The sequence below is a fragment of the Polaribacter butkevichii genome (genome assembly GCF_038024105.1).
GTDB classification, from domain to species: Bacteria; Bacteroidota; Bacteroidia; order Flavobacteriales; family Flavobacteriaceae; genus Polaribacter; species Polaribacter butkevichii.
Genome location: NZ_CP150661.1, coordinates 303,636 through 319,624, shown reverse-complemented (window position 1 = coordinate 319,624; position 15,989 = coordinate 303,636). Strand labels below are relative to the sequence as shown.

The following is a 15,989-nucleotide window of genomic DNA, read 5'->3' as shown; positions in this document are numbered from 1 at the left end:
TTATTAGAAATAAGAAAAATATTTTTTTAAAAAACACGAATTTATTTTTCATAAATAAAAATCAATCAACAAACAATTCATCAATATAAGGGCCACTTTTGCCAGCAGTTTCTAATCGTATACTATTTGCTCCTGCTTTTAATGTTATTATTGTGGGCACAAATTTCCACTCCTTTTCCCAACCTCCAGTTGATTTAAACTCTAGAGTTCTAATGTATTCATCATTTACAAACAATTTCATAGGATGCATTTTACCTATGTTATTGTGCATATATCTAAAACGAATGCTATAATCACCTCCTTCTCCATCGTTTTCTTGGTAAAACTCTACAGATCCTTCTTTATCATCAAAACGCACAAAACCTGTTCCTTTAAAACGTCTCGCTTTTGTACTTGCTTTTGCATTTCCTTTTAAAATTCCTTCTTCCGCAGAAATATTTACTCCTCTTCCTATCCACATATCTTTAGAGTGTTCGTTTCCCCAAAATAAGCCTTTGTTTTTACCAAAAGTTTCTTCCATATTTAAAACAACTTTGCCATTTTGTTTTACTACTGCTTTTACTATTGTAGCATCTGCAACTTTAAAAGCACCTTTATAAATAACACCTTTTGTTTCTGGATTTTCGCCATTTACAGTATAAAGAATTTCTAAATCATCTGTATTTGAAGTTCCAAAAATTTGAATTTGTTTAGCATCAATGGTGATTTTGTTTGAAGTATATAAAGCCTTATCTCCTAGAATTGAAGCGGTTATTATTGATGCTTTTTCTGCATTAGGTAGTGCTCTTAAAAACAATCGAGATTTCCCAAAAAACAGAGCTCTAAAATCTGATTTTGTTCTACTTGTAGGGTCAATAGGATTTCCATTTTCCATAGAAATTTTCTTTACATCACCTTGAATATTATAGTAGACTTTATTTTCTCCGTAGGGATATAAATTATCATTTTCGTCTAATCCCTCTGAAGTGATAATATAACTTGTGGTAAAAGAATCTTCCGCAGCTAACTTTTGAATACTTGTCTTTAATTTTGATGGTTGCTTGCTGGTTGAAAAAGACGTGCGTTTTACCTCTATACCATCAATGTATGCCACGGCTTCTAGTTTTCCGTCTTGATAAGGTACCATCCATTCGCATTGCATTTCGTTCCAAACAGTTCCTGGTTTGTCTTTTCCAAGTGATTTTCCATTTAAAAATAATTCAACTTCATCTGCATTAGAATATACCCAAACCGGAATAACCGTTCCTTTTTCCATTCTGGGATGCGTCCAATGAGGAAGCATATGAATCATAGTTTCTTTGGTCCATTGACTTTGATAGAAATAAAACAAATCTTTTTTAAATCCTGCTACATCTAAAGCACCTCCCATAAATAAATTGAATGGTAAACCTCCATGTACTAAACCTGCTTCACCATAATAATCGAAACCTGTCCAACGGAAATGACCACTATGCCAAGGATTATCTCGCATTACTTCCCAGTATTTTCTAGCTGATACTCTTACCGTAGCATTATCGTAAGACGAATTGAAACTTTGTTTTCTGTTTCGCCAATTTTTAGGGTTGATTCCTTCGTAAAAAAAGATTTCTTTTTCGGTTAAATTTGGCAATTCGTAAGTTCCTGGTAATTCGTTATCTCGCCACCAAGTTTGTGTTCTGTAATAACCTCTAGTTTGCCAAGTATGTGGCGCTTCGGTAGAAATAAATGGTTTATCAAAGGTTTTACTTTCTATAAATGATTTGGTTTCTGATCCTCCATTAACACCTGTAATATCCATATCTTCTGGATTTCCTGCGCCTGATGTAAATAATCGTGTTGGGTCTAAACTTTTTCCGAATTTCACCAATTCTGGTGCAACATCACTATGGGTTTCGTTACCTAAACTCCACACAAAAATACTTGGATGATTTCTGTCTCTGGTAATCCATTCTTTTACATCGCGTTGCCACCATTCATCAAAGGCTTGTTTGCCATAATCTTGAGGTGCTTTTTTGTGCCATCCATCAAAAATTTCATCCATCACCAACAGACCAATTTCATCACATAAATCATAAAACATTGGCGGAGTTGGGTTATGAGAAGGACGAATAGCATTAATACCCATATCTTTTAAAGATTGTAATTTCCAGCGTAACATTGGCTTTGTCCAAGCGCCTCCAACAGGTCCGCCTTCCCAATGCTCACAAACACCTTTTAATTTTACGTTTTCGCCATTTAACCAAAAACCTGTTTTAGTTTCCCATTTTACCGTTTTAAAGCCAAATGTTGTTTCTACCTCGTCAATTACTTTTTTACCCTCTAAAATTTTGGTAATAGCTCTATATAAGGTTGGCGTTTCTGGACTCCATAATTGTGGGTTTTCTATTTCAAATTGATAAGTTGGATTTGATCCTTTTAAGCTTTCAATTTTTTTAGTCAATTCTTTTCCCTCAGGAGAAAACAATTTTACTTCATATTTTAGCTTGTTTACATCGCCATTAATTTCTGCATCAATAGAAACAGTTGCTTTATCTTCTTTAATAGAAGGCGTTTTTATAAAAATACTATTAGGTTTAAAATGCGTTGGATTTACGACTATTAATTTTACAGGAGCATAAATTCCACAAGGATGATACCAACGTGCCGATGGCTCTAAACTATTATCAACTCTTACAGCAATATTATTTTCACCTTCTTTTAAATACTTTGAAATATCGTATCTAAAACTAATGTAGCCATAAGGTCGTTTCCCTAAATGGTTGCCATTTATCCAAACTTCGCTATTCATGTAAACCCCATCAAAATTGATGCAGGTTATCTTTGATAGGCTTTGCTTTTTTACCTCAAAAGTTTTTCTATACCAACCAATACCTCCATCATGATAACCACCACCTTGACCTTGATCTCCTCCTTTACGAACACCTTTTTCAAAAGACCAATCGTGAGGAACATTTAGCGTTTTCCAACTAGAATCATCAAAATTTTCTTTAGAAAAGGAGGCGTTATCCTCTAAAATAAAGTGCCAATTGTTGTTAAAATTTACTTCTGTACGTTGAGAAAAACTAACTAGTGCTATTAAAAATAATAGTAAAAATAAAAAGTGTTTTTTATTAAGATTTACTTCTAAAACTTGTTTTTTCATTTTAATATTTCTTCTATTATTTGTTAATATCAATAAATGCTATTTATCGTTCTGTAAAAACGGTCCTTTATCTGTTGGAAATTTAATATCTAAAAGCTTTTTCATTTTCTTTTCTACTTTTTTATATTTTTTATTTCCTGATAAATTTTTAAAAGCAAGTAAACTTTTTTTATGATGATATAACTCTGCGTCTAATACTTGTTGTGTAACTGCATTACGCCATTCTGTATATCTCCACTCACCATCTGTTGCTGTAACTCCCATTATTTTTTTACCTCTGGCATACATACTATATGCTGCTTCGTCCCATTTTTTATTAGGATTATCTATTACAGATAAAATACTTTTTCCGTCTGATACAGGAGCAAATTTTAAGTTACATAAATCAACTAAAGTTGAAAAAATATCTACATTTTCTACCAAAGCATCAGAAGTTTTGTTTATAACCCTGTTTTTATAACCTGTTTCTCGGCTAATAATTAAAGGTACTCTAACATCTATTTCTACATTAGATTGTTTACACCAAGATCCATATTCGCCTATTTTATAACCATGATCACTCATAAAAATTACAAATGTTTTTTTTCTTAAATCTAAGTCTTCTAACGTTTGCATTACTTTACCCACTTGGGCATCTATATAACTAATAGATGCATGATAACCATGAATTAAATCTCTTGTTAAATCATCGTTTAAGTCTCCTTTTTTAGGAATATTAGAATATCCTTTTAGCTCTCCCCAATTACTTAAAGCTAATTTATACATGCCTTGAGGCTTTTCTCTAGACGGAATTTTAAAGTCGTTTTTATTGTATAAATCCCAATATTTTTTTGGAGAATTATATGGTAAATGTGGCTTACTTAACCCCACAAACATTAAAAAATTATCCTCTTTTAATTGTTTAAGTGTTTCTATAGCATGTTGTGCTGCACGCCCATCTTTATAACCTTCATCTGGTACATCTGCATCTTCAAAAGCAGGTCCTTTAATTCTTTTACTTCCTGCTTTTATCTGTGCCTCTATAAGTGCTTTATTTTCTGGTTTTAAGTAAGCATTTGGTTCTTTTTCAAAATAAGTAGACCATACATTTTTATCATCTACACCATGATGATACACTTTACCTATACTTATTGTTTTGTATCCATTTTTATTAAAAAGTTGTGGCAAAGAAACCACCTCTTTATTTACTTTACGAAGTGGCGTAAAAATACTGTAAATACCTATAGTTTCTGGTCTTAACCCAGTTAATGTACTCATTCTAGAAGGGGCACATATAGCTTGTTGTACATACGCTTTATTAAACCGTACTCCATCTTTTGCTAATTTATCTATATTAGGTGTTATTGCTGTTTCGCTTCCATAACAACCTAATTCTGCTCTTAAATCATCTACGTAAAAAACCAATACATTTGGTTTTTCATTTTGAGCTTGAAAGTTTGCAAAACTAAAAGCTATAAAAAATGCAATTATAATTTTTTTCATTTTATTTACGTTTAACATATTCTAATAAGATATTTTTAACATCCGTTACGGTTCCCATTTTTAATCCATTATTTTGGTTTGCTCCTGTTACCCAATACAACACCATTCCTGCATCAGAACAATCCCAACTTCCTTTTTGAAACTTAACTACATCATCATTTTCTGCAATTTTACCTTGAATCCATACTTGTTGTAAGCGTTCATCTTTATGATTTTTTGCCCAATCCCAATCAGCTAATTTTGCTTTTAAATTTATATTTTGATCTGGAATTCTAACTTCTTCTACACCAAAATCTAATATCTGTTGCCATTTATAAAAATCTCCTGCATTATCATTAGCAGGATGATGAGTAAGCACTTTTACATATTTGTGTTTATTTTTTTTAGATGCTTCTAAAGCAAAACCAATAATATCTGGTTCTCCTGCTTCAATAATCCAAAGTGGATCTTTCTCTGTAGATAAATTTATTGCCTTTGCTAAATCTTTTATTGTTTCATCTAATTGCCACTTTGCATCTAAAAACGTAATTTCATCAAAACCTCCCCATCTTCTTGCGGTAACATCACAAGCACTTTGCATTAATGCATGTCGTTCTTTTTCTGCTTTTTCTGATATTCTATTTACACGAACCAAATCGCAACTATGAGAATAATGCACCAACCTACTTTCTAAACCTGTTGCCCTTAATAAAGCTAAAGAAATGGCGGTACCTCCTAAATCATCTGGATCTGGAGAGTTACCATCTGCTACAATAGCAATTCTACCCGCAGGAGCATTTACAGTTTGCGATGTTACTGCACAACTAGTCAATAACAAACCAATTAACACTAATTTTAATTCTCTCATAATGAGTTTATTTTTCTTCTAAATTATTTAACTGTCGATTGAAACTTATAAGTACCTGGTTGTGCTAACAATTCAAACGAATCTGCATTTGTTTTTACTAACGTTACCCCTTTTACATCTTCTACATTTTTACCATTTACTAACAATGGTTCGTTTGTATTTCCTTGAACACTTACTTTTGCTGTTGTGTTAGGAGGAATTGTAGCTTCTAAAGAAAAAGTACCCGCTTTAATTTCCCAAGATGAAGCAATTTCACCATAGGTTGTATTTAAAGAAGCAGAAGCCGAAGTTAATTTTTTATTTGTTTTTGGTGCTATTCTAATAGTTTTATACCCTGCTTCTAAAGGTGCAATACCAGCAATACGCTCGTACATCCATTCTCCTATTGCTCCGTATGCGTAATGGTTTAAACTATTCATATTTTGAGGATTAAATCCTTCTTCTTTACTATAGCTATTCCAACGTTCCCAAATAGTTGTTGCTCCTTGATTAATAGAGTAAAACCAAGACGGATAAGTTTCGTTAAATAACAACTTATAAACTAAGTCTGTTTCTCCCATATTATCTAAAACTTGAGATAAAAGTGGGGTTCCTAAAAAACCTGTTTTTAAGTGATCGTCTGCTTCACTGATTTTTACTAATAAATTTTGCTGCGCTTGTTTTTGCTTTCCTTCAGGTAATAAATCGAATGCTAATGCTAATAAATATGATGTTTGTGTAGCTCTAATTCCTTTAATGTTTCCTTGATCATCAAAATACTCATTATCGAAAGCTTTTGCTATTCTTTCATATAATTTCTGATACATTTTAGCCTCTTCTGTTTTACCTAAAACTTCTGCTGTTTGCGCTGTTAATTTAGCTGAATGTGCAAAAAAAGCAGTCCCAATTAAATTATGAGATGTATCTCCTTTTGTTTTTCCGTTTTCTGCATTTGGTTGTAACCAATCTGCAAACCCACCCATAGAAGAAATTAAATCTTTAGAACTAGTTTGATGATACGCTACCCACCTTTTCATTGTTTCAAAATTTTCTTCAAGAATTTTTTTATCTCCAGTTCTAAAGTAAATTTTCCAAGGAATTATAGTACATACATCTCCCCAACCAGCACTAACTTTATTATTATTTAAAACATCTGGCACTACCCAAGGAATACCACCATTATCGTATTGAGATTCTCTAACACTTTGTAACCAGCTAGCCCAAAATTTATATACATCTGCATTAAAAATAGACGTTGGTCCAAAAACCTGAGCATCACCCGTCCACCCCATTCGTTCGTCTCGTTGTGGGCAATCTGTTGGTATATCAAAGAAATTACCACGAAGTCCCCAAACAATATTACTTTGTAGTTGGTTTAACTTTTTATGAGAAGTTGTAAATGTTCCGTTTTCATCAAAATCAGAATATTGAACGATTCCTGTTACCCAATCTTTTGATGGTTCTATTGCTGTATCAAATCCGCTTAACTCTACATATCTAAATCCGTGAAACGTAAATTTTGGCATCCACTCTACCACACCATCTTTTGATGCTGTATAATAATTTGTTGACAGAGCACTTCTATAATTTTCTGTGTAAAATGTACCGTCTGGCGATAACATTTCTGCAAATCTAATTTTAAGTATTTGCCCTTTTTTCATAGGTACTTTTACTAGAGGTACACCCACCATATTTTGCTGTAAATCAAAAATAACAGCACCCTCTTTTTTTATAATTTCTTTTGTTTCTAATTCAATTTTAGACTTTACTGTTGAGTGTCTTTTTGGCTCTAATTTTATAGCATTAGTAACCTTAGTTGCGTTAACAGTTAGCCAATCTTTATCATCAAAATTATTTGTTGTCCAATCTGCCATTTCTAGATTGGCATCATAAGTTTCTCCATCATAAATTTCAGACAATCTTATTGGGCCATTTGTAGTTCCTCTCCAAGAATCATCAGAAATAATAACTTCTTTAGAACCGTCTTTCATTGTTAATTCTAACTGAGATAAAACTTTAGGCGATTCTGTATCACTCCAATACGATTTCATCCAACCTAATCTACCAGAATGCCATCCTGCAGCCAATTCTATTCCTATAGTATTTTTACCAGGTTTTATTAAATCTGTAACATCATAAGTAATGGTTTCAATACGTTTTTTATACGGGGTATATCCCGGAGGCATTACATCATCACTAACGTCTTCGCCATTTATTGCCACATCAAAAACACCTTTTGCGGTAATATATAATCTTGCCGAAGCAACATCGTTAGATAACTCAAAACCTTTTCTTAAATATTGTGGTCTGTGAATAATGTTATCTTGACTTCCAATAACTCCTTCTTCTTTGGTTGGTAAACCTATCCATTGGGCTTTCCAATCTGTATTGTTTAACAAACCTAATTCAAAATTATTGGTATCACTCCAATCTGAAGCATCATCATCTTGGTTCCAATACTTAACTTGCCAATAAACTTTTTGACGAGATTTTAAAGCATCTCCACCATACTTAATCCATGCAGATTGAGCTGTTTTCTGTTTTTTAGAATCCCAAACATCAGCATTATCAGGCAATAAATCTGGACTACTAGCTACAACTATTTGATAAGCAGATTGACTTTTTACCTCATCTAAAATAGGTAATTGCCAAGAAAATGTAGGGCTTGCTTCATAAAAACCAATAGGGTTTTCAAATCCTTCTGAAACGGTTAAATTTTTAGGACTCTGTAGAATTTCTGCTTCCTTACATGATACCAAAGTAAATAAGGTAAAACAACAAATTGTGGAAAAAAGATATTTAAACATGTTTATATAAAGTATTAATTAAAATTTATTTTGAAATTTATAAGTTCCTGAATTCACTAAAATTACTAAAGATTCTTTATCTGTATTTAATAATTTTATATTAATATTTTCTTTTATAGCGCTTCCGTTTACAAGTAATTCTTCTAGATTTCCTAAAGGAATATGAACTTCTGCCGTTGTATTTGGTGGAATAACAACATCTAATTGAAACGTTTTATTTTCAATTTTCCATGCAGAAGAAACTTCTCCGTAAGAGGTGTTTAAAGATGCTGATGCAGAAGATAATCTTTTATTAGGTATTGGAGCAATTCTAATTTTTTTATAGCCTGGTGCTAGTGATGCAATACCTGCAATACGCTCGTACATCCATTGTCCTACTGCTCCGTACGCATAATGGTTAAGACTATTCATGCTTTGTGGGTTAAAACCATCAGCTTTACTAAAGCTATTCCAACGTTCCCACATAGTGGTTGCTCCTTGATTTATAGAATAAAACCAAGATGGATAGGTTTCTTTAAATAAAATTTTATACATTAAATCTATCTCGCCCATATCATCTAAAACCTTAGGTAATATTGGTGTACCTAAAAAACCTGTTCCTAAATGGTAATCTGCTTTTTTAAGTACTTCTAGCAAATGCTTTTGTGCTTTTACTTTGGTTTCTGGTTTTAATAAATTAAAATGTATCGCTAATAAATAACTGGTTTGCGTTTGTTTTGTGTTTATAAACATTCCGTTTTCATCAAAAAACTTGTTTTCAAAAGCATTGGCTATTTCTTTGTATAAATTTTTGTATTTTTTTTCGTCTTCTGTTTTACCTAAAACACTTGCAATTTTAGATAGTAAATGAGCAGAGTGTGCAAAATAAGCTGTGTTTATAAACTCTTTTGGTGTATCGCCTCTATTCCCTATTTTACCTGTTTTTTCTGGATAAGGTTGTAACCAATCTGCAAAAGAATGCACATAAGAAATATAATTTTTAGCCTTAGATTGGTAATAACCAACCCACTTTTTAGACATTTCGTAATTTTCTTGAAGCACACTTATATCTCCTGTAATATTATAAATATCCCAAGGGATAATTACACCTGCGTCTCCCCAACCAGAACTTGCATTGTTATTTTGTAGTACGTCTGGTATGATAAAAGGGATTAAACCGTCTTTATGCTCAGACTGAGTTTCTCGCATACTTTGTAACCAAGCTGTCCAAAAAGCATGTGTCTTAAAATTAAACATGGCTGTTGGAGAGATTACTTGTGCATCGCCTGTCCACCCTAAACGTTCGTCTCGTTGCGGACAATCTGTAGGAACATCGAAAAAATTATCGCGTAAGCCCCAAGTAATGTTACTTTGTAATTGATTTAATTTTTCGTGTGATGATGTAAACGTTCCATTTACTTCAAAATCTGAATGCTGCACCAATCCTTGTACCCAAGTTGAATCTGGTTTTGCTTGTTTATCAAATCCACTTAATTCTACAAACTGAAATCCGTGAAACGTAAATTTTGGTGTATAGTTTATAATTCCATCCGCCGCAGCGATATAATAATCGGTAGATTGAGCCGAACGGTAATTGGTGGTATAAAACGAGCCATCACTTAACAACATTTCTGAAAAACGAATTTTTAAGGTATCTCCTTTTTTCATAGGCACTTTTACCTTTGGTACGCCTACCATATTTTGCTTTAAGTTAAATATTGCTATGTTCTCTTTTACAGAAACAACCTCTACATTACTAATTAATAATTTTTGTTTTACTGTTGTATGGCGTTTAGGAGCTAGTTTAACAGAATCTACAACCGCATCTATTTCTGTATTTTGCCAAGTAGCATCGTTAAAATTTGCAGCGGACCAATTCGGTATTTCAAGATTAGCGTCATAAGTTTCTCCATCATAGATACCTGCTAATCGAATAGGACCATTTGTGGTTCCTTTCCAACTTTCATCAGATATAATAATTTGTTTAGATCCGTCTTTTAAGGTTATTTCTAACTGACATAATATTTTAGGTGATGCAAAGTTTTCGTAAAGTGCTTTACCTCTACTAATTCTTCCGGAATGCCACCCCGAAGCCAACGCTACCGCTATGGCATTTTTACCTGTTTCTAATAACGTTGTAACATCGTAAGTAAGTGTTTCTATACGGTGGTTATAAGGTGTCCAACCCGGAGGCATTACATCATCACTTACATTTTTTCCGTTTAAATGCACATCAAAAATTCCTTTTGCGGTAATATATAACCTTGCAGATTCTACCTCCTTAGATACTTCAAAACCTTTTCTTAAATATTGAGGTCTATGCATTAAAAATTTTCTAACGCCTTTAATACTATCTTTTGCAGTATCTAAACCTGCCCATTTTGCTTTCCAATCTTTATTGTTTAGTAAACCTAATTCAAATGTATTTATAGCACTCCATGCAGATGCGGTTTTGTCTTGATTCCAATAACGCACTTGCCAGTATACTTTTTGTCTAGATTGCAAAGGTTTTCCTTTATAATTAATCCATGTAGATTGGTTTTTTACTTGTTTTTTTGAATCCCAAATATCTGGGTTATCTGGCAATAAACTAGGTGTACTAGCTGCAACAATTTGATATGCAGATTGACTTTTTACATTTTCTGAAACAGGTAATACCCATGAAAAAGTAGGCTTGTTATTATAAAACCCAATTGGATTTTTAAAACCTTCGGAAACGGTAAGTTCTATAGGTTTTGAAATTTCAGGTTTGTCACATGAAATAAAAATTGATAGGGTTAGAAAACTAACTATGTAATAAAAATATTGCTGCTTCATTTTTAATTGAATTCTTTAAATTTTAGTTTTTTTTTTAGATTAAAACGGATATGCTTTAAACTGTATTAAACAATTATTCGATTTATTTTTTATTATTTGACACATAGATTTTGTATGCTTTTTTCACAAAGAAATCATCAAAAAAAAATTAAAACTCAATAGAGCAAGATTGTTTTTTTTTCTTTTAAAACCATCCTGCTCTGTCTCGTAAAATCGATAATTAATTTATATTATTTTGATTGTACAAATAACCTCTTTAACTCCTTCTGGAAACATTGCCAAAATGGGCACTACCTCCATACCCGGAACTTGATTAAATATACGTTCTTTATTATGTTTTTTAATGATTAAAGGCACATTTGCATTAATAACAACCACACCTTCTTTTTTATGAATTGCTATTTTATACTCGGTTAATTGAGCCACTTTTTCGCCACTTGCAGAAACTAGAGGTAACACTAAGGTATCTTTATTAAAATTAGACGCTGTTCTTACTGCTTTAATGGTTGTTTTTTCTTTATCAAAAAGGTAATTCAATTTAATATTACCTGCTGTTTTTAAAGTTTCTTTTTCTCGATTGGTTAACACCGCATCTATAGTAAAATCTATAGTTTCTTTAGTATCAATTACTGATACTTTTGCTTTTAAATCATGAATATTTGTATACCAAACCTCATCAACAAAACGCTCTACTCTTGGTGTTAAACAAAAATCTTCTTCTGGTTGTGGTTGCTGGTTATAATCTTCTACTAAGAGATATTCTGCCATACTTGCTGTAAATAACGGACCAACTTTTTCGTGCCATAAAACAGCTAAAGATCCGCCTGTGGCTGCAACAGAATATTTCTTTTTCCAGATTTGATCGTAAGAAGAAACTGTACTTCTCCAAGGGCCTCTTGAAGCTAGCCACACATCGAGTTCTGCAAAGTGTTTTACACCGTCTTTACTACTTCTAGGAATTGGAGTAGCTTTATTTACATTTTTTATATGCGTTGTATTATCTAAAACAAATGCTAAGTTTTTTGCATGAGAAAAAGTATGATGTATGCATGGTTTTACACCATGAGACTCAAAGTGCAAACCACCAGCTAAAAGGCCATTAACAGTACAACGTTCTAATAACTCTGTGTTTAAAACAGCTGCCGTACCAAATGCAGCATTTCTATTTGCCATTAACGAAAATGCGGGTTGGCAACCATCTGTAGTTCTACTACCCCAATAACTCCATTTATTTTGACGAGTACCCCAACTATTATCCCAAGCACCATCTGGCAACATAAATTCTAGATGCCCATTCATAGATTCTGTAAGTAACACTAGTAATTCTTCATCTTTTTCCAGAACAGCATATTGTACTAAAGCATTTAAAGTTTCTTCTACATTATACCCCAAATCTACAGGATAAAAGCCTTTAGCACTTTTATTGTTATCTGGTTTATCTTCTCCAAATATCAATTTATTGGGAGTTGTTAAATACTCGGGAATTAATGCTACAAATTCTTTACTGCGGAGAATATATTTTTCTTCTTTAAAATATTTTCCTAAAAAATACAGGGCATAAATAGCTGTAAAACGATAGTTGATGTGACTAAAATGCATGTCGAACTTTTTATAAACAAATTCTATTGCAGCTTTTAATCGTGTATCCCATTTTTCTTTTAATTCTTTAGATAGCAAATGCCCATGATGATGTAAAGCTTCGCCTAAAGCTATGGCTCCAAAAACAGTAATACCATTCCAAGATTTTGGATCTATCATATTGGTCCAACTTCCATCTGGGTTATCTACATTTACAGACCAATCCATTAGTTTTAAGGCCGCATCTAAATATTTTTGCTCACCTGTAACATCTGCCATATACATAAACGGGTAAACAGCATCGTTGCACCTACCATGCACAACATTACAGGCATAACAGTACAATGCCCCATCTGTAACGGAATCGTTTGGGTTATTTACTTGATCTCTAATCATAGCATCACACCATGTTTTTAGCAAATTAAAAGATTGCTTTTCAAACTCGGTCATGCTTTTTAAATCTAGCTTTTTAAAACCATTTTTGTTGCACGAATATATTGGTAACATTAATCCTAAACTTCCCCATGTAGATAGCTGAATAAATGAGCGTCTTTTCATGTTTAAAACTTATTTAACAATTAAGCTTTAAAATTAATTTATTTTATAAAAAACATTGTCCTGTATTATCGTTATTGGTTAAATGCTTTTTAAAATTTGATAAAATACACTCCTCTAAAAAAACTTTGCTGTATAAAAAAAGCTAGCATTTTTTACAATGCTAGCTTCATCAATTTTATAATCTATTTAAAAATTATTTTACAATAATTTTATGGTTATACACTTTATTATGATCACTAATTACTCTTATAATATAAATACCAGAATTCAGTTTTTCTGTAACCAATACATTCTCTTTATTTGTAACTGTTTTGTAAACAATTTTACCTAACATATCACTAATAAATATTTTTGCATTTGTAATTCCTTTTAAAGAAATTGTAAATTGATCTTTTACAGGGTTTGGATATACTTGTATAGATTGTAAATTAAGTTGATTATCATTTACACTAAGTATAGCTGTTGTTGATTCTACAATCCATTTGCTTCTATCATCTTTATTTAATGAATGACTAACGGTATTGTCTTCTTCATTATATAAATATCTTCCAGAATTTTTGGTTTCAAAAGTATAAACTCCATTTCCTTCATAAATTACCGTCCATATTTTATCTACATCTACTCTTGGTGGTGCAAAACCAGTATTTATAATTGTTCCTGCAGATCCTCCTGCAAACCTTAAAATTCCTTTAACGCTACTATCAATATTATAAAAATCTCCAGATTTTACAAATTCCCATTCTTTATCCTCACCTGTAGCTACTTCACTTGTAATTACTGCTGATTCTTCAGAATCTAAATACCTACCTGTTGCCACATTTTTAATTCTATAAATATCTCCTGATAAATCACTAAAATCTTTATTATTAACTGTTATAGTAACTTCTGTAGAAGACAAACTTTCATTTTTATCATTATAAGCTATTGCTTTTACAGTGTGCGTACCTGGTGCTTGAGTACTCCATTCTCCTGTATAAGGAGAAGTTGTATCTTCACTATACAATTGCCCATCAACCCAAAATTCAACTTTAGAAATTGTACCAGAATTTGTAGATGAATTAGCACGTAACTGAATAGTTTCTGTGGTATTAAAAACTTGATTATCATAAGGGGCTGCTAAAGAAACATTAAAAGGTTTAGGCAAAATTCCTAAATCTATTATTTGTAAATAAATAGGTTGTGCATTCCCTGTTTTTTTCTCCATTAAATAATAATAAAGTTTACCATCTGCAATATGTACTCTACCGTGATTAAATATTCTACCATTAGTAGCCTGATATATTCTTGTAAAATTATTGGTTCCTCCTTCTGCTTTTTCTACAAAAACGCGTCCGTTATTTAATCCAATAATATAAATATCATTACCAAAAGTGTAAATTGATTCTGCACCAGCAAAATCTGTTGTGGTTGTAAAGTCTGCGTCACCTGCTTTTTTATAGGTATGTACATTTTTAGTAACATTATTTTCGTTGTCTTTAACTTTACTAATTATATGTACATTTCCTTGATCTGTTACCGTCCAATCAAACCCACCAACAATATATACTTTATTTGCTGCGGTAGTTGAAACCAAATCACCCGGCTCTGTTACTTTAGCTTTATCTGCATCAATTAAAGGCAATGAGAATGATTCTCCTTTATAATTTTTCCAACTATCTGCACCACTTTGGTTGTCTGAATACGCATAATAAACACCATTTTGATACTGATATTTATCGTTATTATTAGAAGATCTTCGTTGAAAACCAACTCTAATTTTTCCGTTTACATACTTCATATTTCCATATAAACCCCAATTATAAGCTTCTCCTTTAGATTTTGCATTTAATACGTTAAAATGCGTAAAACTTGACCAAGAAGAAGAATTAGCGGTGTATTTAGAAAACTTATAGGCTCCATTATTATTACCACCTTCTCTCATATACATAAAAAGGTCTCCAGAATCGTTTAAGAAAAACTGAGGATAAGTTAAGGCAGAAAATGAACTATAATCTTCTTGTCCGTTTAAACTAATGTGTTTATAATCACCCTCATTATCTTTTACAAACTGATCAAGTGTAAAATCTTCATCAGCCACAGAAGCTGCATTTTTTTGAGAATAAGAATATCTAAAATAATCATTACTTAAACTACCATCAGAAGGTCTTGTTCTACTGTAAGAATGCATGTCGTATAATAAATGAATCGTTCCGTCTATAGGGCTAATGGCAACAGCAATTGTATTATGAGATTCTCCAATCCACCATTTATTTTGGTAACCACTATGTCGGTGAGGAAATTCTATTGTTTTTTGAGTTCCTGTTTTTGTATTATAACGAGTTAACATTACATGACGATCTTCTTTACCACCTCTGTACCAAGTCATAAATACAAACTCTTTATAAGTTTTTAAACAATCTCCATGAGGTGTAATAATTTTTCCGAAAAAATAATCATAAGGAGCATTTTCTCCAGTATTTGTTGCGGATCCATTTACTTTACTTCCATCAAAAAACAAAGCTGTATCAGAAATTTTAACTTCTTTTTCTAAAATTACCTGTGCATTTATAGAGCTATTAAATCCTAAAAAAAGAAATAAAGTCAATATTAGTTTTTCGTTACAAAACTTAAAATATTTTTTAATTGTAGTTTTTATCATTTTATTTTAATTAGTAAAAATTTTATTTACAACAAATTTCATTAAAATACCCCAACAAACTGTTATACACTGTCCTGTATTACTTAATAAAGTTTGCAGTTCTTAAAAGAGGGCATAGATTAAAAACGATATAACCTTTTTTTAACTTACTTTTAAAATAAAAAAAAGGCCAAAGAAATTAAT

7 protein-coding genes are annotated in these 15,989 nt (G+C 31.9%); all 7 read right to left on the bottom strand.

Going from position 1 to position 15,989, the window contains the following annotated elements; genetic code table 11:
• Positions 1 to 61: 61 nt before the first annotated feature.
• Positions 62 to 3,121 carry a sugar-binding domain-containing protein gene (locus tag WG951_RS01005; RefSeq protein ID WP_105048357.1) on the bottom strand — a complete coding sequence of 1,020 codons (3,060 nt, stop codon included), beginning with the start codon at positions 3,119 to 3,121 and terminating at the stop codon, positions 62 to 64.
• A gap of 39 nt (positions 3,122 to 3,160) precedes the next feature.
• Positions 3,161 to 4,603 carry a sulfatase gene (locus tag WG951_RS01000; protein ID WP_105049354.1) on the bottom strand — a complete coding sequence of 481 codons (1,443 nt, stop codon included), beginning with the start codon at positions 4,601 to 4,603 and terminating at the stop codon, positions 3,161 to 3,163.
• Position 4,604: 1 nt separating this feature from the next.
• A complete protein-coding gene (locus WG951_RS00995) occupies positions 4,605 to 5,450 on the bottom strand; it encodes a hypothetical protein (protein ID WP_105048356.1) in 846 nt (281 codons plus the stop codon).
• 23 nt (positions 5,451 to 5,473) lie between these two features.
• On the bottom strand, positions 5,474 to 8,188 hold the full coding sequence (locus WG951_RS00990) for an alpha-L-rhamnosidase (protein WP_245893478.1): 2,715 nt from the start codon (positions 8,186 to 8,188) through the stop codon (positions 5,474 to 5,476).
• Positions 8,189 to 8,254: 66 nt separating this feature from the next.
• On the bottom strand, positions 8,255 to 11,032 hold the full coding sequence (locus WG951_RS00985; RefSeq protein WP_105048354.1) for a family 78 glycoside hydrolase catalytic domain: 2,778 nt from the start codon (positions 11,030 to 11,032) through the stop codon (positions 8,255 to 8,257).
• A 225-nt stretch (positions 11,033 to 11,257) separates the two neighbouring features.
• A complete protein-coding gene (locus WG951_RS00980) occupies positions 11,258 to 13,168 on the bottom strand; it encodes a hypothetical protein (protein WP_105048353.1) in 1,911 nt (636 codons plus the stop codon).
• 193 nt (positions 13,169 to 13,361) lie between these two features.
• Positions 13,362 to 15,806 (bottom strand): BNR-4 repeat-containing protein, encoded by a 2,445-nt coding sequence (locus WG951_RS00975; protein WP_170062878.1) that lies wholly within the window; start codon positions 15,804 to 15,806, stop codon positions 13,362 to 13,364.
• Between the last annotated feature and the right edge of the window lie 183 nt (positions 15,807 to 15,989).